This is a genomic window from Chitinophaga horti (assembly GCF_022867795.2).
GTDB lineage: Bacteria > Bacteroidota > Bacteroidia > Chitinophagales > Chitinophagaceae > Chitinophaga > Chitinophaga horti.
Map to the genome: position 1 here is coordinate 4,911,739 of NZ_CP107006.1, position 19,425 is coordinate 4,931,163.

Genomic DNA, 19,425 nt, shown 5'->3' on the forward strand with positions numbered 1-19,425 from the left:
ATTTATTAGGGTCTTTGTTTCCGATAAGTTTCAATCAATTCATATCCTTCTCTGGTAACCAATCCAAAAAGAAAATGTTCAAGCAACACCGTTTGCACTTTACTCATATCATACGTTTGCATAGGAAACACATCCGGTTGCACGCAAAACATCACACAGGCGGTACGGAACCGGCTAAGGATGTCGAGTTCAAGGTCCGGGCGATAAAATCCTTCGCGTATGCCACGTTGCAGGTTTTGATGGATCAGGTCGAGAATGTAAATATTACGATGGTCTTGAAAAAGTTTGAAGGCGCGCGCATGGAACTTCTGGAGGTCAAGCATGGCTACGGGGTTCATGTTCCTGAGTCGTTCGTCTATCATCTTCATCACTAAGAACAACTCTTCTACGGCGTTGGCAGCTTCCAGGCGGCCGGTATCGCATTGATCTTCCATCAATTTAAGATGGCGGCTCATTACATGCAGCACCAGGTCGTCTTTATCCGCAAAGTTCGCATACAGTGTTTTTTTCGAAATACCCATCCGGACGGAAATATCGTCCATAGTAACAGAGCGTGTGCCATACTGGCGGAACAGGTTAAAAGCAGTATCCAGGATTCTTTCTTGTACTTCCATGGGTAAGTTTTATACGCTTTGCGAACGCTGGACAAAACTATGGAAACTTTTTAAACCACAAAAGTTTCCATGGCATTTTTTTAGATTTATTTGATAACTGGAGAAGCTGGGGGAATTAATCTAATTTTGCAGCGCAAATAACGGCCGGGCACGCCGGATGAGAAAAAACCGTCGAATATCGCCAGGTTTGGCACAACACGCGAACATTTACAGCTAACTATACACAATATATTAATACCATGTCTGCTCAAACTAGCATGAAAAAGTTGTTTTCGCGCATCTTGCGCTATTTTTTCCAGGGCTTACTGATCCTGGCCCCTATCAGCATTACGGGCTTTATGTTGTATTGGGCTTTTGACAAGATAGATAATATTATACCCCGCGACCTGATCGACAGCAATTCCCCCCTGGCGTTCGTGAAATATAAAGGAGTAGGTTTTATATTGATACTGATACTCGTACTGGTAGTGGGCTACATCAGTTCCTCCTTCATTGTGGGCAGGTTAATCGATATGTTCGATCATATGATCGAGCGTACCCCCTTTATTAAATATATTTATACTTCTGTAAAAGACGTTTTTGATGCCTTCGTGGGTGAGAAGAAAAAATTTGATCATCCTGTGCTGGTGAACGTTTACGGCGAAGATGTGTGGGAAATGGGATTTATTACCCAGGAAGATATGAGCTACCTCGGGCTGGAGGGCTACCTGGCCGTATACGTGCCGCATGCCTATGCGATTACCGGTAAAGTATTTATGGTGCGAAAGGAAAAAGTACGCCCGCTGGAGAACATGTCGCCCGGCGATGCGATGAAGTTTGCCGTATCAGGTGGGGTGACGGCGATTACAGAACATGGTGGTCACGATTCACATAAAAATGCGGCGCACTAGCCGCTCCATCATTATCACTGATAGTATTTTGCCTATTTTTTAAACAAGTCGGTGTATATACAACCAACAAAAGTTTCATGTAAATTGATTTGGTTGACAGTGTACTAACGCATTAACTTAGCCTCAGGCCTTCCATTAACAGGCTATCAACAATGTTAACCCGTTTCCTTTACGCCATTGTATGCGTGTGCATACTACTGTTGACCAGTGCCTGGGGCTTTTTCGGACATGAAAAGATTAACCGGCATGCAGTATTCTCCCTTCCACCGGAGATGATCGTGTTTTACAAGCAGCATCTTACCTATCTGGTCACACATTCCACTGATCCGGACAAGCGTCGGTATATGTTGCCGGAGGAGGGGCCAAGGCATTATATTGACCTTGATCATTACGATCGCCGGTACTGGGACAGCCTGGCCGTGCCCTGGCCGAGGGCCGTGGAGCGGTTTGGGGAAGATAGCTTGTCGCGCCACGGCGTGCTGCCCTGGCATTTCGAGACCATGCTCCACCGCCTGACGGGCGCCTTTCTCGCGCGGGACCAGGCGCGGATACTTAAGCTATCGGCCGAACTGGGCCACTACGTAGCCGATGCGCATGTGCCCTTGCATACCAGCTCCAATCACAACGGCCAGTTTACCGGGCAGCATGGCATCCATGGCTTGTGGGAATCGCGCATTCCGGAACTGGTAGCGGAAACGGATTTTGACTTTTGGGTGGGACAGGCCACCTACATCCGCGAGCCCCGCGCCTTCATATGGCGCATCATCAGGGAAAGTGCCGCCGCCGTAGACACCGTGCTGGGCGAGGAAAAGCGGCTCAGCGAAGCCTGGCCGCGGGATGCCCGGTATGCCTACGAGAACCGGAAGGGCCTGTTGGTACGAAATTACGCGAGTGAATACACGAAAACATATAATAAAAAGATGGGCAACATGGTAGAACGGCGGATGCGGTCGTCTATGCTCGCGGTCGCCAGCTGCTGGTATACCGCATGGGCGAATGCGGGCCAGCCCCCTTTGCAAACCATTAACAGTAGCGGATCTTCAGAAAACGAGGAGAAAGAGGCGGCCTTGCTGGACCGGCTATTCCGCCAGGGCAAAATATTTGGGAGGGAGCACTAAGAATTATGAAAAGTTGCGCTATCTTTGTCACTCTATCTTTTTAACCTGTCCTCAGCCACCATCCTACCGGTAACCATACCGTTATTTATTTTACCAAATTCCTTCGAAAAACCATGAACGTGGAAAATACAAACAACGTATTCAATCTAGATCGCAACATGAAGGTGCACAACTTTAACGCTGGTCCTTCGGTATTACCTAATGAGGTTCTATACAAAGCCAGTAAAGCATTGATCGACTTTGAGGGGACAGGAATGTCTATCCTGGAGATCGGCCATCGAACGGAACATTTCACAGCTGTGATGGAGGAAGCCCGTTCCCTGGTAAGAAGCCTGATGCAACTGGAGGACGACTTCGAGGTATTGTTCCTGCATGGTGGCGCAAGCACCCAGTTCATGCAAGTTCCTATGAACCTGCTTGAAAGTGGCGAAACCGCTTCTTATGTAGATACCGGCGTGTGGTCTAACAAGGGCATCAAAGAAGCCAAACTTTTTGGTTACGTAGATGTTTCAGGCAGCTCGAAGGACAACAACTACAACTTTATCCCCAAACAGTTCACGGTTCCTCCCCAGGCCCGTTACCTCCACATTACGACCAACAATACCATATATGGCACGCAATGGTCCAGCATCCCGGAAACAGAAGTTCCCCTGGTTGCAGACATGAGCAGTGACATTCTGAGCCGCCAGATGGACTTCAACAAGTTCAGCCTGATTTATGCCGGTGTACAGAAAAACATGGGTGCCGCTGGCGCCACCATGGTGGCCGTACGCAAGAGCATACTTGGCAAGGTAACCCGTAAGATCCCGACCATCCTCGACTACCGGTTACATATCGAAAATGGTTCTATGCTGAATACCCCTCCGGTGTTCTCTGTATATATCTCTATGCTCACTTTACGCTGGTTGCGCGACCAGGGTGGCGTTGCTGCTATTGAAAAGATCAATAACAAAAAAGCAGCCCTCCTGTACGACGAAATCGATCACAACCCCTTGTTCCGTGCGAATGTACCAAACAAGGAAGATCGCAGTAAAATGAACGTAACGTTTACCATCGACAAAGCCGAGCTGGAAGAAGAGTTCCTGAAGTTCTGCAAGAAAGAAGACATCGTGGGCATTAAAGGCCATCGCCTGGCAGGCGGTTACCGTGCTTCGCTTTACAACGCTTTGCCATTGGAAAGCGTAGAAGTAATGGTAGAAGCGATGAAGTACTTCAGCCTGAAGAAAGCTTAAACCGCACTTGCAAGCAAGCTAAAGATACACCATCAGACACTTTGCACATAGTGCTCAACTTATTGGTAGTAAATAAAAATCCCCGGGGCCGCTGCTCCGGGGATTTTTGTTAGGTGGCAAGACATCATGTTTCATTCATAGAATCGGTATCAGTCAGCGAGGATCACTGCGCAATATTCATGACAGGTCAGGTATCCTCAGCGAACTTCATACGTCACTGCATAGTGTTCATTACAGGTTAGCCGCGCAAATGCATTTAATGCCAGCCCATCCTGCACTAAAGCGTCACGGCATCTTTCCCGATCACCGTCCAGTCATCACTACCGTGACCACGCGCAATCCACTTATCCATTTCAGCAGCGATGGATGGGATAACCGCCAGCGGTGCGCCGGCAGCTTGAGCCGCCTTGATGAACAAGCCTGTGTCCTTACGGGCCATATTGAGTTCCCAGGAAGGATCACTGTATGTACCCTTACTCATACGCTGCATACGGGCATGCAACATTGTGCCGGGGTTCCAGGAGTGGAATAGCGTGGAGAGATCGTCCAAAGGAACGTCCATGGCTTTAGCCAGGGAAAGCGTATCTGCCAGTCCGGCAGTGAGCGTTACCAGGAAGGCGTTCCCGAGCAGCTTCATCGCCGCGGCACGGCCTTCTTCCGGCCCAAAGTTCAATACCTTGCCGGTCATCGTTGCCAGCTGTGGCTCCAGGCGGGCAACTGTTTCCTGGTCGCCGGATACTAACATAAAGCCTGTGCTTTCAAGGGCATTAGCCGGCCCCATAAACACGGGTGCGTGCAGATAGGTAAAACCTTTTTCTTTCCAATATTTCGTTCTGGCCACTGCGCCATCCGCGGTGGTCGTCGTATGATCAATAATAACCGCGCCTGGCTCAAACCCTGCAGAAGCAGCCTCCAATACTTCCTCAACAGCTGCATCATCCTTAACTACCAGGTGCACCACATCCGCCCCGCGAACTGCATCTGCAACATCTGTAAATACCTTTGCGCCAAATGCCTCCAGTGCCGTGGCTCTGGCTGCGGTGCGGTTCCAGACCTGTACCATTTCGCCTTTTTTCAACATGGCCTTAACGAAGTTTGAGCCTAACAGGCCCATACCCAGAAATGCTTTCATCGATCATCAATTTTAGAGAATAAAGATAACCCTACTTAATCTTCCCGGATGATATATTTACGGCCAATAATGTCACATTTCTTGGTAACATTCCAGAACTTAAAGCCCGCACGGCCGGTAGCAATACTCCATATTACAGCGGTTCCGTCGTTCTTAAGCATCTTAAAATCCTGCTGGCGCCCCTCTGCTTTAACATGATGTTCACCCTCCTCGGAAGGTGACAAGTGCAGGTATCCGCTATGACTGTGAAAATCAGTGTAAGCCAGCGATTCAACAGCGGCATCGGCGATAAGCAGGAACCTTTCCGTCGTATTTACAACAAACCGATCTGCAGTGACCGTTAGCACGAACACGGGAATTTCCCTTACAGGTAACGCCATCAGGCTTATCAGCTGTTGTTGTACTTCCGCGGGAAGACCGGTAAATAAACCAAAGTTCTCGGGCTCCCTTCCCTCTGCTACATACTTGTGAAACCAGCGTTCGAGCAGCGCTGCAACTTGAGAAGGCGTTTTTTCAAATTTTTCCAAGGGGCAGGGTTTTAATGGTTAACACAATATAATAAATACCCGGCGAGTTTGAAACCATTCGCTTTTCGTAATTTACCCCCCATGTGGGAAGCCCTTTATCAGCACGTCAACAAACATGTTCACATCAGCCGCGAAGCCTTTGCGGACATAGCGTCCTATTTCGAACCGGTTGAGTTTAAGAAGAAAGCATATCTCGTGCAGGAAGGTCAGCATTGCCACCGGCAGTTTTTCGTTGTCAAAGGCTGCCTGCGCATGTATTTTTTAACAGATAACGGGAACGAACAAACTATACAATTCGCACTGGAAAACTGGTGGATGACGGATATAGATGCCTTCAACAAAGGGCGCATTGCCGCATTTTCGGTGCAGGCCCTCGAAAAAACGGAGGTAATGGCGATCGACAAGCCTTCTATGGAAGCGGTATTACTTGCCCACCCGGCCATGGAACGATATTTCAGACTGATTTACGAGCGCGCTTACACGGCTTCGCTGTTCAGGGTAAAGTACCTGGTTAATATGCCTAAAGAACAATTCTACCTCCATTTCGCCAATTCCTACCCGGAGTTCGCGCAACGCATCCCCCAAAAAATACTCGCATCTTTCCTGGGATTTACACCTGAGTACCTCAGCGAATTAAGAAAGAAACTGGCTAAAAACGGCGGCAAATCGCTTTCTTAAACCAGCTTAAGTTTTTTGGTGGCCATTAGTTTCATCTTTGTGTAGTCAATGATTAATAACAAATTCAAAAACATACACAAATGGAAAAGAGATTAAATATTCAGCATGCGCACCCTGCGGCTTACAAAGCCATGTTCGGACTGGAAGGCGCTTTGGCCAGCAGCGAGTTAACCAAAATTCAGAAAGAACTCATCAAAATAAGAGCCTCCCAGATCAATGGTTGCGCCTTTTGTATTGACATGCATACGAAAGATGCCCTGAAGTATGGCGAAACAACACAACGCATCTTCCTGCTGAATGCATGGCGGGAAACAGACTTGTTCACAGAGGAGGAGAAAGCACTGCTGGCGGTTACGGAAGAAGTTACCCTGATTCACCAACACGGCTTAACTACCGGCACTTATGAACTGGCAGGAAAGTTCTTTTCTGAAGAGGTGCTTGCACAGATCATCATGGCCATTGTAGCCATCAATGCCTGGAACAGGATCGCGATCAGCACGCAACTGCCCGTAGCAAAATAGCCACTCGTCCGGTATAGGCGCACCCATCGCCTGTACCGGATATTACCCCAAATTAAAATTCAATTAAAATCCGCCCGCAAAAAAGCCCCTGGAAATTAAAATCTGATTATATCTGCCATCGGCGCGCCTGCAAGCGCATCTACCGGTTTTAAAAGTTCCTATTTTTGGCCACGATGAAAGTAGTGATCTTTTTGATGTGCATGTGCTACCTCCTGCTTGGAGGGTATAACTACATTCATAAAGGTGACCACCCGAGCCGCTATGCCATCGCCGATAACATCGACAAATCGTTTCAACAAAAATTCAATACCCGGCAGGAACATAAGTCCACCTTAAGCGAAACCAGGCCAGCCCAAACTGACAATTACCTGGAAAACGAAAGCGTAGAGGATGAAGAAACCGGATCGAACCTTGCCCGTAAATATCGCCTGCTGGCCTGCATCTACCTGATGCTTGCTGGCTTGTTTGTGACCGCCAGTCCCCAACAACGACTTAAAGCCCACTGGCCCTTTTTCAGCCTCCTTTCTGATAAATACATCACGCAGCGCGTATTGCGCCTCTGATCCTGACGCGACTGCGCATCCCAATGCTATACCCTGCACCGTTTGCGTGCGGGCCATCCAACTGCTCAATATCCAATCACATCATGAATAGAATTGTCATGTTTACCGGCTTGCTGGCATTATTGACCCAGGTAAGCTGCGTATCAAAAAAAGAAACAAAAGAAGAAACCGGCAAATACGCCGTTACCAGCCCATTGCGGTTAGACACCTGCTTTACGAAAGAATATGTATCGCAGATCCGTTCCGTACGCAACATTGAAATACGCGCACAGGAAAAAGGCTTTCTCGAACACATTTACGTGGATGAAGGTCAGTACGTAAAGGCCGGACAATTGCTTTTCCGCATCATGCCCAAACTGTATGAAGCCGAATTGCAGAAAGCCCAGGCCGAAACAAACGCCGCGGAAATCGAATTACAAAACACCAAAGCGCTGGTAGACAAAAATGTAGTGTCGAAGAACGAACAGGCAATGGCACAGGCCAAGCTGGACCAGGCAAGAGCGGAAATGGCGCTCGCGAAACTGCATTTATCCTTTACCGAGATACGCGCCCCTTTTGATGGTACCATCGACCGCATTCCGCTGAAGCTGGGAAGCCTGATTGACGAAGGAGAGCTGCTCACCAGCCTTTCCGACAACAGCCAGATGTTTGCCTACTTCAACGTGTCTGAACCCGAATACCTCGATTATCAAACCAACATCAAAGATCGCGGTAACACGAAAGTAAACCTGCTGCTTGCCAACAATCACCCGCTTCCTTACAAAGGTGAAGTAGAAACAATTGAAAGCGAGTTTGACAGCGAGACCGGCAACATCGCCTTCCGCGCGCGTTTCCCGAACCCGGAGAAGTTATTGAGGCACGGCGAAACCGGTAAAGTACAAATGACCATGCCGTTAAAACATGCGATGATCATCCCGCAAAAAGCGACCTACGAAATCCAGGATAAGATCTACGTTTTCGTGATCGATAAAAACAATGTGGCCCGGTCGCGTAACATCACTATCACCGGCGAACTGCCGGACCTGTACGTGGTGCAGAGCGGCTTGCAGGACGGCGACAAAATATTACTCGAAGGCGTTCAAAAAGTGAAGGACGGCGATAAGATCGAGTACGAATACGAGAAACCGGAAGAAGTGATGGCGCATTTGCGACTGAAAGCGGAATAGTAGCTCAACTTTAACAGAGAAGATCCAATGTTTAATAAATTCATACAGCGGCCGGTCTTATCGATCGTGATCTCGCTCATCATCGTTTTCCTGGGGGTGCTGGCCATTATCCAGCTGCCCGTAACGCAATTCCCTTCCATCTCTCCACCGAAAGTGAACGTCACGGCCGCCTATCCCGGCGCCAACGGCGAGCTGATGGTAAAGTCGGTGCTCATTCCACTGGAACGTGCGCTCAACGGCGTACCCGGCATGAAATATATGCAGTCGGATGCCGGTAACGACGGCGAAGCCACTATACAGGTGGTGTTCAACCTTGGGACTGATCCCAACCAGGCAGCATTGAATGTGCAAAACAGGGTGGCATCCGTAGTAAACAAACTGCCACCACTGGTCGTACGCGAAGGTGTAAAAGTAAGCCGCGAGGAATCGAACATGCTCATGTACATTAACCTGTACAGCACCGATCCGAATGCGGACCAGAAGTTCCTGTTCAACTTTGCAGATATCAACATCCTGCCTGAATTAAAAAGGGTGGACGGCGTTGGTTATGCCGACATTCTCGGCAACCGCGAATATGCCATGCGCATCTGGCTGAAGCCTGACAGGATGCTCGCTTACAAGATTTCCGCAGAGGAAGTTATGGCAGCACTCAGCTCACAAAGCCTCGAAGCCTCTCCGGGTAAAACCGGCGAAAGCTCCGGTAAAAGGTCGCAGGCATTCGAATATGTACTGAAGTACACTGGCCGTTTTACCACTAAAGACGGATATGAGGACGTGATCCTGCGCTCCAGCCCGAACGGTGAGATTTTACGACTGAAGGACGTAGCAGAAGTCGAGTTCGGCAGTTCGATGTACGACATTTACTCTAACCTGAATGGCAAACCATCTGCAGCGATCGTGTTGAAACAGTCGTACGGCAGTAATGCCAGCCAGGTGATCGAGAATGTAAAGGCACGTATGAAAGAGATCAAGGGCACGTCCTTTCCTAAAGGGATGAATTACGAGATCAGTTATGACGTATCGAAGTTCCTGGATGCTTCTATCGAAAAGGTGTTACACACGCTGTTGGAAGCATTTATCCTCGTAGGGCTTGTCGTATTCCTGTTCCTCGGCGACTGGCGATCAACGCTCATCCCTGCGATGGCGGTACCTGTATCACTCGTTGGTACGTTCTTTTTCATGCAATACTTCGGCATCACTCTTAACCTTATTACGTTATTTGCGCTGGTACTGGCGATTGGGGTGGTCGTAGATGATGCGATCGTGGTGATAGAAGCCGTGCATGCCAAAATGGAAGAAGAACATCTATCTGTGCTAAAAGCCACGCAACGGGCCATGCACGAGATCAGCGGGGCCATTATTGCCATTACATTTCTGATGGCGGCTGTGTTTATTCCCGTGGCGTTCATGTCCGGACCGGTGGGCATGTTTTACAGGCAGTTCGCAATTACTATGGCCACAGCGATCATCCTGTCGGGCATTGTGGCATTAACGCTAACGCCTGCACTTTGCGCCATGATCCTGAAAAATAATCATGGTAAAAAGAAGAAGAAATCGCCGGTTGATAAGTTCCTCGACGCGTTTAACAACCTGTTTAACCGTACGGCTAATCGTTACGAAGGCTTACTCGGCAGGATCGTTAACCGCAGATTAGTGACCTTTCTGATATTGGTAGCGTTTTGCGCCGGCACCTGGTCCCTGCATGGCCAAGTGCCATCCGGTTTTATCCCGAATGAAGACCAGGGCATGTTTTACGCAATCATCCAAACACCTCCGGGTTCTTCACTTGAACGCACAAACGAAGTAGCAGAAAAGCTTCAGAAAATCGCGGAAAGTATTGACGGTATTCAGTCTGTTTCCGCACTGGCGGGTTACGAAATCCTTACAGAAGGTACCGGTGCGAATTCAGGCACCTGTCTCATCAACCTTAAAAACTGGAGCGATCGAAAACATTCGGTGCAGGAGATTATGGACGAACTCGAAGAAAAAGCGAAGGATATTACCGGCGCTACCATCGAGTACTTCCTGCCACCTGCTGTGCCAGGATACGGCGCTGCCGGTGGTTTTGAGCTGCGGCTGCTCGACAAAGCCGGTTCCGGCGACTATAAAAAAATGGAGACGGTGAGCAAAGAATTTGTAGCCGAGCTACGTAAACACAAAGAACTCACTTCGCTGTTCAGCTTCTACAGCGCCAGCTTTCCGCAATATATGCTGCGCGTGGACAATGACATCGCGCAACAGAAAGGCGTGAGCATTGAGAATGCGATGAACACGTTGTCTACGCTCGTAGGTAGTAACTATGAGATCAGTTTTATCAAATTCGACAGACAATATAAAGTGATCATACAAGCTGCAGCGCAGTACAGATCTTCTCCGGAGGATATACTTAAGCTGTATGTGAAAAACGACAAGGACGAAATGGTGCCCTTCTCCACTTTTATGAAGATGGACAAAGTGTATGGCCTGTCAGAAATCACGCGCTACAACATGTACAACGCATCTGAGATCAGCGGATCTGCCGCTCCCGGCTACAGCTCCGGCGAGGCGATCCGGGTGATCAACGAAGTGGCCGCAAAAACATTACCGAGAGGCTTCGGCATCGACTGGGCAGGTATTTCCAAGGATGAAGTGGCGCAGGGCAACCAGGCAATCTACATCTTCCTGATTTGTTTAGGTTTTGTTTACCTGATACTGGCTGCCCAATACGAAAGCTTCATTCTGCCGTTGGCCGTTATCTTGTCATTACCGACTGGTATTTTCGGCGCATTCCTTCTGTTGAAGCTGATGGGATTAGAGAATAACATTTATGCACAGGTAGCGATGGTGATGTTGATAGGCTTACTGGGTAAAAATGCAGTATTGATCGTGGAATTTGCCGTACAGAAGCACCGCGAAGGCTTCAGCGTATACCAGGCTGCCATGGCTGGATCGCGCGTAAGGTTTCGCCCCATCCTGATGACCTCCTTCGCATTTATCGCCGGTTTGATACCGTTGGTATTTGCAAGCGGTCCGGGTGCATTGGGCAACCGCACCATTGGCACGGCGGCTGCGGGCGGCATGTTATTCGGTACCGTGTTCGGCGTACTCATCATCCCCGGACTGTATTACATTTTCGGGAAAATCGCGGAGCGCCACCGGCTGACCAAAATAGAAGTAGAAGATCCCTTAACAGAAGAAATCGATCACCATGTTTAGATTGAAAACATATACCTGCGCCGGACTGCTCGGTATTTGCCTGGCAGCCACCAGCTGCAGGGTGCCGGCGGTGGATGCACGAACGGAAGACAAGTCTGCCCCGGACACGTTTGCGGGCAGCGGAGACACCAGCAACATCGCCAGTATCCAATGGCGCCAGTTCTTTACAGATAGAGATCTCGCCAACCTTATCGACACCGCACTGGTACATAACCAGGAGTTGCAGATCACCCTGCAGGAAATCGTAATATCGCGGAACGAAGTACGCTTAAAAAAGCCGCTATCCTGCCTGGCGTAGGCGTTAAAGTGGGTGCAGGCGTAGAAAAAGCAGGCCGGTACACCAGCCAGGGTGCAGGCGACGCCACTACCGAAATAAAACCCGGCAAAGAAATGCCTGACCCGTTGGGAGACTTTGCCGTAGCGGCTTACGCCAATTGGGAAGTAGATATCTGGAAGAAACTGCGCAACTCGAAAAAGGCAGCCATTACCCGCTACTTATCCACCGTAGAGGGCAGAAACTTCGTGCTCACCAACCTCGTAGCGGAGATTGCCAACTCATACTACGAGCTGCTCGCACTGGACAACCAACTCGCCATCGTAAAGCAGAACATTGCTTTGCAGAAGAACGCGCTGGAAGTAGTGAAAGTACAGAAAGAAGCCACCAGGGTTACGGAGCTGGCCGTACAGAAGTTCCAGGCGGAAGTGTTGAAATCACAAAGCCTGGAATACGACATCCTGCAGCAAATTAAAGAAACTGAAAATCGCATCAACCTGTTGATCGGCCGGTACCCGCAGCCTATTGTCCGCAGCACCGCCGCCTTCCTGGAAGTGCTGCCGTCTATGGTGCAGGCTGGCGTTCCTTCGCAACTGTTGGTAAATCGCCCTGATATTAAACAGGCCGAACTCGAACTGGCAGCAGCCAAACTGGACGTGAAGGTGGCCCGTGCAGAGTTTTATCCATCCTTCGGCATTTCGGCGGGCGTGGGCTTGCAGGCGTTTAATCCGACGTATTTGGTAAAACTTCCGGAGTCATTGTTGTATTCATTGGCAGCCGACCTTGCCGGTCCATTGATCAACCGCAACGCAATACAAGCTGAATTTGCGAGCGCTAATGCGAGACAGGTTCAATCGTTATACAACTACGAGCGCACCATCCTGAATGCCGTGCTGGAAGTATCCACGCAGCTGTCTAACATCGACAACCTGGCTCACAGTTATGAATTAAAATCGCAGCAGGTAGATGCATTGACAAAGTCGATCGACATCTCGAACGATTTGTTCAAAAACGCGCGGGCCGATTACTTAGAAGTATTAATGACCCAGCGGGATGCGCTGGAAGCAAAGCTGGAATTGATAGAAACGAAAAAAGCGCAGTTAAATGCGTTAGTGAATGTGTATAGAGATTTAGGCGGAGGTTGGAAGTAGATTGGATGAGGGGCTGATCAGAAATAAAATGAAGGCTTTGAGAATCGCTTAAACGATGACATGTCTCCATAAGGCACCCGAATAAATTAGGGCTGACCAATACTTTTTGGTCAGCCCCTTTGTTTATTTTGATTCCGATAATTCCTTCATAATCTTCAGCGCTTCATCCCACGGCCCCGAATGCCCGTCTATATATTTCTTCTGCAATGGCCCTGCTTCAATTGTGAGTTGATTTACGCCATCCGCTCCCTTCTCCAACGAGAATCGCTCCGAATAACCAAGATCAATCGCTTGCGGATCTTCCTCGATCATATCCACCTGCAGGTATTGTTGTACCCTATGCTCTTTCACCACACCCTTAGCCCCAATGCTGCCATCTACATCCGTCCAGGTGACGTTAGCACCAGGCTCCCATGTGGTTTCAGTAAAAGCACCACCTCCAAACGCCTTGCCCCATTGGTCATTCGGGTGAAGTACGATATCCCATATCACTTCCGGGTTTGCATTGATGGAAATGGATTTTCGAATCGTTTCTGCCTCCACGAACTTGAGAAGCGACTCACCGAGAATGTAATTCCAACCTTCCGTGAAACTTTCCACTGCGAAGTTAGGATGATCCTTCGGGAAGCTATCCAGCCCCTCGTGCCGCAATTGCACCCGCGTTTTGTCTGCGCCTTCTTCGAATAGCTCGAAAGTCACCACGGAATAGCCGTCATTATGTTCAGGGTAAGTCCAGCTATGACGCAACTTATTGGGCGCATTCACTTCGAGTACCTCACACTCATGCAGGTATTGCTCCTTTTCATCGCCGCCGGTAAAATGGAAGCGATGCCCTTTTTCCAGGTTGAAGTCTTCGATGTCGAAGTACCACGCTTTCATCTGATCCTTGTTGGTAAGCGCTTCCCATACGCGGTTGATGGGGGCTTTGTAGGTACGTTCTACGATCAATGGTGTTGAGGTCATATGGATTCTAGTGTTTTTATTGTGTCAAGATTGCTATAAGATCCTCAGCAGCAAAAATCCTACCCGTTTATCGAAATATAGAAGATTTTGCCTGCTGTGCTGTCTACACAAGTAATTATCCCGTAGTGGTGCTAGGATAAGCATATTAGAAAAAAACAGCCTCATTAAGTTCTGGATAACGCATCTGACGGTAATCGAGCATAATTTTTCTTGTATCCTCGGCGAAATCAGGGGTACTTTTGAGATATTTATTAAAAGGCAGCTTCAGATCTTCAGAGAAGAATTCGGCGATAGTGGAATATCGCAAGCGTAGAGGTTGGCTTAAATTTGCATACTCCATTGAAAACCACTTTTTGTTCTTCTTGATGAATTTCACAAGCTTCTCTTTGAAGCCAGTTGTCAGCGATCTTTTTTAAAGCTTAACAAAGTCTAAAAATATATACTTGGCCAAAACGCGAAAAAATACATACTTTTGGCTGAGTATAATTATAGTGCTATGTTAGTAGGGCGAATACAAGAGCAGGCTATTTTAGCTGAAAAGCTTAGTTCTGGTGAGGCAGAACTAATTGCTATATATGGAAGGCGAAGAGTAGGAAAAACCTTTCTTATTCGAACCTACTTTAAGGATAAAATCGCCTTCGAATTAACTGGTGTTCACGAGGCAGCCTTTCGGCACCAGTTATTAAATTTCGGTTTTGCACTACAGTCGGCAATGAAGGCCAAATTGCCAGTAGCAACACCAGAAAACTGGATACAAGCATTTCAGATGCTCAGCCAATTTCTTAATGAACTGCCTGTAAAGAAGCCCGCGGTAATATTTTTTGATGAATTCCCATGGCTTCATACCCAAAAATCAGGCTTCCTTCAAGCATTTGAGCATTGGTGGAACAGCTACGCATCAAAAAAAACAAATATCAAAGTCGTTATTTGTGGCTCTGCCGCATCGTGGATGATTGATCATGTAATTAATAATAAAGGAGGACTGCATAACCGGGTAACCCAAAAAATTCGCTTGCTCCCATTCTCTTTATCAGAAACAATGACCTACTTGTCAACTAGGGGTATTAAACTTAACCACTATTTGACGCTGCAACTGTACATGGCAATTGGAGGCATACCACAATATCTAAAGGGCATCCACAAAGGCGAGAGCGTGGCGCAAGCAATTGACAGATTGTGTTTCACTAAGGATGGCATGCTCAAAGGTGAATTTAAGAATCTTTACCAATCCTTATTTAAGAACTCGCATCATCACGAGCATATCATACGAGCGCTCGCTAAGAAAGGGAAAGGATTAACCCGGAACGAAATTATTACAGAATGTAACCTTAGCTCAGGAGGAACAGCGACAAAAATTTTAAAGGAACTGGAGGAGTCGGGGTTTATTTCGTCGTACATTCCTTTTAATAAAACTGAAAAAGAAAGCCTATTCAAATTGACAGACGAATACTCATTATTTTATCTGAAGTATATTGAGCATGCAAAGTCGAGCGGAGCGGGCACCTGGCTGCAGCAGTCAACGACGTCATCATACAGCACCTGGAGTGGACTTGCGTTCGAATCAATCTGTCAAAAACACGTTTTGCAGATTAAAAAGGCATTAGGCATTGAGAAAGTACTTACAAACGTTTCGAGCTGGCGTCATAGTCCCTCCGGTGGTGTGAAAGGAACGCAGATCGACTTATTAATAGATCGCCAAGACAAAGTGATTAACTTGTGTGAGGTAAAATTTTGCCAGACAGAATTTACTATCGATAAAAAGTATGCTGAAGAATTAACGAACAAGGTTCTTATATTTAAATCTGCTAATAAAATCAGAAGTTCGATCTTCCCAACAATGATTACCACATATGGTGTGAAAAACAATGACTATTATCGAAACATCGTTCAAAGCCAAATAATAATGGATGATTTATTTAGATAACAAATCTAAATATACTGTATACGATCTTCAACGCAATGCCTTTAACTAATCTAAATCACTGGCCACACTATCTAACCGTCACTACCAAAAAGACGCAGCCAATACAGTCCGTCCGAAAACGTGACAAATAATGTCTTAGAAGTCCCCCTGTGACTTGTTGTTATTTGCCTGCACCGAGTTAGTGGCAAATCATAAAAAAAACGGGAAAGGCATCCACCTTTCCCGCTTCGTAGCCCCGCCAAGAATCGAACTTGGATCTAAAGTTTAGGAAACTTCTATTCTATCCATTGAACTACGGGGCCAATATTATTGGGAGTGCAAATTTACACGTTTTCGTGGGAAAACCTAAATTAATTCAGGAATAGATCTGCTCGATCTCGTCGGCATACTTGTCGGAGATCACCCTGCGCTTCAATTTCAACGTGGGAGTCAGTTCGCCGCCGGCAACGGTCCATTCCTGTGGCAGCAGGCGGAATTTCTTTACCTGGTCAATGTGGTTGAAGAACTGGTTGTATTTGTCTACAGCCTGCTTGAACAGCTCTACCACGGGATGATATTTGATCACCTGCTCGTGACTGCCGAACTCCAGTCCCTGGCGGCGGCACCAGTCTTCGAGGTTCTTGAAGTTGGGAACGATGAGAGCGGCAGTAAACTTACGGTCAGCTCCTACGACCATGATCTGCTCGATGTAGGGACTTTCCTTGAATTTGTTCTCTACGGGTTGCGGGGCTACGAACTTGCCGCCGCTGGTTTTGAACATTTCTTTTTTGCGGTCGGTGATCTTCAGGAAACGCCCGTCCACCAACGTGCCAATGTCGCCGGTGTGGAACCAGCCATCGTGGATGGCTTCGGCGGTAAGGTCGGGACGGTTGTAATACCCGATGGTCACATTTGGGCCTTTACACAGGATTTCGCCATCAGGAGCGATTTGTACCTGTATATCGGTAATGAGCGGCCCAACGGTGCCGAACATCCTGTCCGCAGCTTCGAAGCGGTTCACGGCGATTACGGGTGATGTTTCGGTGAGACCGTAACCTTCCAGGATGGGCATGCCGGCAGCGGTAAATATCCTCAGGAGCCGTACCTGGCAGGCAGCGGCACCTGTTACAATACATTTAATATTGCCACCAAGGGCTTCGCGCCATTTGCTGAAGACAAGGCGGTTGGCAATGGCGAGTTGCAACCTGTACCAGAACGACAGCGGACGATTGAGTTCATACTCCTTGCCCAGGTTTACGGCCCAAAAGAACAGCGCACGTTTGATGCCACGAAGCTCCAGTCCTTTTGCCATGATTTTTTCATACACTTTTTCCAGCAGCCGCGGCACGGTGGTAAAGATGCCCGGCTTCACTTCGCGGAGGTTATCGGCGATGGTTTCCATACTTTCGGCGTAATAGATAGATACGCCGGCGGTGAGGTATACATATGACACCATCCGTTCGAAAATGTGATTAAGCGGCAAAAAACTCAGGGCACGGGCTTCCGGCGAAACGGGGAGGTAAGGAATACAGGCCAGTACATTGCTTAACACGTTGCGATGGGTGAGCATCACGCCCTTAGGCGTGCCCGTAGTGCCGGAAGTATAAATGATGGTCAATAGGTGATCGGGGGTAATGCCTTTACTGATAGCCTCCACGCTGGCCAGGGTTTCCGGTGTTGCCATAGCGGGAAGTTCCGACCAATGGCGGGCACCTTCTTCCCGATCGTAGGTGAATATTTCGCGCAGTTGCGGCAGTTCGCTGCGGATCAGCCGCACCTTTTCGAGCATATGACGGTCACTCACAAATACCGCCTGCGCACCGGAATCATGCAATACGAATTGAAGCTCGGATTCACTGATGGTCGGGTAGATCGGGGCGAGTACTGCGCCGGACTGCTGACAGGCAAGGTCGGTAAGCAGCCATTCGGGACGATTGGGCGAAAGCACCGCGATCTTCACCTGGTTATTTTCTCCGCCAAGGCCGAGGCTTAGCAATCCCGCCGCGAAATGGCGGGTGATGTCTACTACTTCCTGCGTACTGTAATGTTTCCAGGTACCGTCGTCTTTGCGGGCCAGCATATCTGTTTTAGGATAGCGGGCCAGTTGGTACGCCATAACGTCGAATAATCTCGAGGGCTGCTGCATTTGGTATATGATTGCGTGAAAGGGACTGCCCTAAGGCTAGTACCCACGCCGTTGCTGCTCTTCCTTCAGCTTTTCGTACTCATTTACGGCATCGCCGAAAGGATCGCGGTGGTAGGCGTTAAAATAGGCGAAGGCCAAACCAATTCCCCAACCGAGGCAAGGCCATATGGGCCACGGTGTACCGGATTTATCATTATCTGTAACGAACCATAACACCCACAAAAAACCATTGATCACGAGGTAGCTGATCAGATGTGATTTAAAGCCGGCCCGGTTGCGGGCAATACGCCAAAGGCGCTCGTCTTTTTGCTGCGTTGTTTCCATGAAATACAGGTTTAATTAAGTTTAAGAGGCTTAACTAAATATAAGGTATTTCTCACGGAAACGAAAGCCTATCTTTTTGCTTTGATATTCAGCCGGATGTTCACCATCGAATTGATCAGTTTATCCTGCAATGATTGGTCAGCACGATAGGTAATGCCCCATTGGGTGCGGTCGATGTTGAAGTTTGCTTCTGCATTTACTTCTGCAGCGCTCACCACGATCTTGGCCGGAAAGCTGATATTCTTAGTGCTGTCTTTCAAGGTGAGGTTACCCTTTACAAGATGGGTAGCGTCTTTCAGCAACACTTCCTTATCCTGCGCACCGGCGTGAAAACTGCTGATCTCTGTGATCACGAATTTCGCGGTGGGATATTTTTCCACATCAAAGAAGTTGGGGCCGTTGAGTTCTGCCTCCAGTTTTTTCTTCATGCCCGAATCCTTTACCAGGTCGAGGTTTTGAAGGGTTTTCATATCGATTTCGAGGCTGCCTGCAGTTACCGCGCTATCATTCGCATGCACGCTGCCGGCAGAGAACTTGAACACGCCTTTATGCTCGCCGGTAGGCTTGGTGCCTATCCAGGTAAGCAGGCTGGCGTCTTTATCTAATTGGTATTCGTGCCCCTGAGGTTCTGCCTGTACGGCCTGTGGCTCGGTCACCTGGGCCTTATCGGCCTTGGGTGCCTGCTGGCAGGATGCGGTGAACAGGGCGACAGTTGTAGTTAAAAGTGTAAGCTGTTTAAACATGGATACACGTTTATGGTGAAGAAATACAAGATCACAAAAGCGAAAAACAGGCCAAAAGCGAACCACCGCTGAAGAGTGCGACGCAACGGCGGCTGCTGGAAGTTGACGTCGATGGGCTCATGAAACTAATCATCGCCTGCGGCTGCCCTGCTGAAACGATGCAACGGCACTCACGAAACGAATCACTGGCTATGGCTTCCCATCTGACACGACGCAGCGGCACTCATGAAACCGATCACTGGCCCGTGCCCCAGCTGAAACGACGCAACGGCGACAATGCGACGG

General features: G+C 48.4%; 18 protein-coding genes and 1 tRNA gene. 11 read left to right on the forward strand and 8 right to left on the reverse strand.

Going from position 1 to position 19,425, the window contains the following annotated elements:
• Positions 1-5: 5 nt before the first annotated feature.
• On the reverse strand, positions 6-614 hold the full coding sequence (locus tag MKQ68_RS19715) for a TetR/AcrR family transcriptional regulator (protein ID WP_264280599.1): 609 nt from the start codon (positions 612-614) through the stop codon (positions 6-8).
• 257 nt (positions 615-871) lie between these two features.
• On the opposite strand from MKQ68_RS19715, the gene MKQ68_RS19720 reads away from it, so the two are divergent.
• The 3 genes from MKQ68_RS19720 (at position 872) to serC (ending at position 3,854) form a co-directional block, all read left to right on the forward strand.
• Positions 872-1,504, forward strand: a complete 633-nt coding sequence (locus MKQ68_RS19720; RefSeq protein WP_264280600.1) for a DUF502 domain-containing protein — start codon at positions 872-874, stop codon at positions 1,502-1,504.
• 152 nt (positions 1,505-1,656) lie between these two features.
• The gene (locus MKQ68_RS19725) at positions 1,657-2,622 is read left to right on the forward strand and encodes a zinc dependent phospholipase C family protein (RefSeq protein WP_264280601.1); all 966 of its coding nucleotides are present in this window, start codon (positions 1,657-1,659) and stop codon (positions 2,620-2,622) included.
• A 119-nt stretch (positions 2,623-2,741) separates the two neighbouring features.
• Positions 2,742-3,854, forward strand: coding sequence for a 3-phosphoserine/phosphohydroxythreonine transaminase (serC, locus tag MKQ68_RS19730; RefSeq protein ID WP_264280602.1), 1,113 nt, complete (start codon positions 2,742-2,744; stop codon positions 3,852-3,854).
• Between the two features lie 277 nt (positions 3,855-4,131).
• On the opposite strand, the gene MKQ68_RS19735 is transcribed toward serC, so the two are convergent.
• The gene (locus MKQ68_RS19735) at positions 4,132-4,986 is read right to left on the reverse strand and encodes an NAD(P)-dependent oxidoreductase (RefSeq protein ID WP_264280603.1); all 855 of its coding nucleotides are present in this window, start codon (positions 4,984-4,986) and stop codon (positions 4,132-4,134) included.
• 35 nt (positions 4,987-5,021) lie between these two features.
• Positions 5,022-5,513 carry a hypothetical protein gene (locus MKQ68_RS19740; protein WP_244842533.1) on the reverse strand — a complete coding sequence of 164 codons (492 nt, stop codon included), beginning with the start codon at positions 5,511-5,513 and terminating at the stop codon, positions 5,022-5,024.
• Positions 5,514-5,594: 81 nt separating this feature from the next.
• Between MKQ68_RS19740 and MKQ68_RS19745 the strand changes: the two genes are divergently transcribed.
• The 7 genes from MKQ68_RS19745 to MKQ68_RS19775 all read left to right on the forward strand — a co-directional run bounded on the left by MKQ68_RS19745 (position 5,595) and on the right by MKQ68_RS19775 (position 13,061).
• A complete protein-coding gene (locus MKQ68_RS19745; protein ID WP_264280604.1) occupies positions 5,595-6,191 on the forward strand; it encodes a Crp/Fnr family transcriptional regulator in 597 nt (198 codons plus the stop codon).
• Positions 6,192-6,271: 80 nt separating this feature from the next.
• Positions 6,272-6,712 (forward strand): carboxymuconolactone decarboxylase family protein, encoded by a 441-nt coding sequence (locus tag MKQ68_RS19750; RefSeq protein WP_244842535.1) that lies wholly within the window; start codon positions 6,272-6,274, stop codon positions 6,710-6,712.
• Positions 6,713-6,876: 164 nt separating this feature from the next.
• Positions 6,877-7,275 carry a hypothetical protein gene (locus MKQ68_RS19755; RefSeq protein WP_244842536.1) on the forward strand — a complete coding sequence of 133 codons (399 nt, stop codon included), beginning with the start codon at positions 6,877-6,879 and terminating at the stop codon, positions 7,273-7,275.
• Positions 7,276-7,358: 83 nt separating this feature from the next.
• Positions 7,359-8,441 (forward strand): efflux RND transporter periplasmic adaptor subunit, encoded by a 1,083-nt coding sequence (locus MKQ68_RS19760; protein ID WP_244842537.1) that lies wholly within the window; start codon positions 7,359-7,361, stop codon positions 8,439-8,441.
• Positions 8,442-8,468: 27 nt separating this feature from the next.
• The gene (locus MKQ68_RS19765; protein ID WP_264280605.1) at positions 8,469-11,636 is read left to right on the forward strand and encodes an efflux RND transporter permease subunit; all 3,168 of its coding nucleotides are present in this window, start codon (positions 8,469-8,471) and stop codon (positions 11,634-11,636) included.
• The gene (locus MKQ68_RS19770) at positions 11,629-11,934 is read left to right on the forward strand and encodes a hypothetical protein (protein WP_264280606.1); all 306 of its coding nucleotides are present in this window, start codon (positions 11,629-11,631) and stop codon (positions 11,932-11,934) included. The genes MKQ68_RS19765 and MKQ68_RS19770 overlap by 8 nt, the downstream gene beginning before the upstream one ends.
• 8 nt (positions 11,935-11,942) lie before the next feature.
• Positions 11,943-13,061, forward strand: coding sequence for a TolC family protein (locus MKQ68_RS19775; protein WP_264280607.1), 1,119 nt, complete (start codon positions 11,943-11,945; stop codon positions 13,059-13,061).
• 123 nt (positions 13,062-13,184) lie between these two features.
• Here the strand turns inward: MKQ68_RS19775 and MKQ68_RS19780 are convergent, their stop codons facing one another.
• On the reverse strand, positions 13,185-14,024 hold the full coding sequence (locus MKQ68_RS19780) for an SRPBCC family protein (protein WP_264280608.1): 840 nt from the start codon (positions 14,022-14,024) through the stop codon (positions 13,185-13,187).
• A gap of 472 nt (positions 14,025-14,496) precedes the next feature.
• On the opposite strand from MKQ68_RS19780, the gene MKQ68_RS19785 reads away from it, so the two are divergent.
• Positions 14,497-15,948 carry an ATP-binding protein gene (locus MKQ68_RS19785; RefSeq protein WP_264280609.1) on the forward strand — a complete coding sequence of 484 codons (1,452 nt, stop codon included), beginning with the start codon at positions 14,497-14,499 and terminating at the stop codon, positions 15,946-15,948.
• 230 nt (positions 15,949-16,178) lie between these two features.
• Here MKQ68_RS19785 and MKQ68_RS19790 read toward each other — a convergent pair.
• The 4 genes from MKQ68_RS19790 to MKQ68_RS19805 form a co-directional block, all read right to left on the reverse strand.
• Positions 16,179-16,250 (reverse strand) — tRNA-Arg (locus MKQ68_RS19790).
• Positions 16,251-16,303: 53 nt separating this feature from the next.
• Positions 16,304-18,043: an AMP-dependent synthetase/ligase gene (locus tag MKQ68_RS19795; RefSeq protein ID WP_264280610.1), complete on the reverse strand. Its 1,740-nt coding sequence runs from the start codon at positions 18,041-18,043 to the stop codon at positions 16,304-16,306.
• 66 nt (positions 18,044-18,109) lie between these two features.
• Entirely contained in the window at positions 18,110-18,397 is a 288-nt protein-coding gene (locus tag MKQ68_RS19800; protein ID WP_264280611.1) for a 2TM domain-containing protein, read from the reverse strand.
• Between the two features lie 68 nt (positions 18,398-18,465).
• The gene (locus MKQ68_RS19805; protein ID WP_264280612.1) at positions 18,466-19,140 is read right to left on the reverse strand and encodes a YceI family protein; all 675 of its coding nucleotides are present in this window, start codon (positions 19,138-19,140) and stop codon (positions 18,466-18,468) included.
• Positions 19,141-19,425: the final 285 nt, after the last annotated feature.

Excerpts from the sequence above, each read along its gene's own strand:
- MKQ68_RS19715 (WP_264280599.1), bottom strand. The coding sequence starts at position 614 with ATGGAAGTACAAGAAAGAATCCTGGATACTGCTTTTAACCTGTTCCGC.
- MKQ68_RS19720 (WP_264280600.1), top strand. The coding sequence starts at position 872 with ATGAAAAAGTTGTTTTCGCGCATCTTGCGCTATTTTTTCCAGGGCTTA.
- MKQ68_RS19725 (WP_264280601.1), top strand. The coding sequence starts at position 1,657 with ATGTTAACCCGTTTCCTTTACGCCATTGTATGCGTGTGCATACTACTG.
- MKQ68_RS19735 (WP_264280603.1), bottom strand. The coding sequence starts at position 4,986 with ATGAAAGCATTTCTGGGTATGGGCCTGTTAGGCTCAAACTTCGTTAAG.
- MKQ68_RS19745 (WP_264280604.1), top strand. The coding sequence starts at position 5,595 with ATGTGGGAAGCCCTTTATCAGCACGTCAACAAACATGTTCACATCAGC.
- MKQ68_RS19750 (WP_244842535.1), top strand. The coding sequence starts at position 6,272 with ATGGAAAAGAGATTAAATATTCAGCATGCGCACCCTGCGGCTTACAAA.
- MKQ68_RS19760 (WP_244842537.1), top strand. The coding sequence starts at position 7,359 with ATGAATAGAATTGTCATGTTTACCGGCTTGCTGGCATTATTGACCCAG.
- MKQ68_RS19765 (WP_264280605.1), top strand. The coding sequence starts at position 8,469 with ATGTTTAATAAATTCATACAGCGGCCGGTCTTATCGATCGTGATCTCG.
- MKQ68_RS19770 (WP_264280606.1), top strand. The coding sequence starts at position 11,629 with ATGTTTAGATTGAAAACATATACCTGCGCCGGACTGCTCGGTATTTGC.
- MKQ68_RS19780 (WP_264280608.1), bottom strand. The coding sequence starts at position 14,024 with ATGACCTCAACACCATTGATCGTAGAACGTACCTACAAAGCCCCCATC.
- MKQ68_RS19795 (WP_264280610.1), bottom strand. The coding sequence starts at position 18,043 with ATGGCGTACCAACTGGCCCGCTATCCTAAAACAGATATGCTGGCCCGC.
- MKQ68_RS19800 (WP_264280611.1), bottom strand. The coding sequence starts at position 18,397 with ATGGAAACAACGCAGCAAAAAGACGAGCGCCTTTGGCGTATTGCCCGC.
- MKQ68_RS19805 (WP_264280612.1), bottom strand. The coding sequence starts at position 19,140 with ATGTTTAAACAGCTTACACTTTTAACTACAACTGTCGCCCTGTTCACC.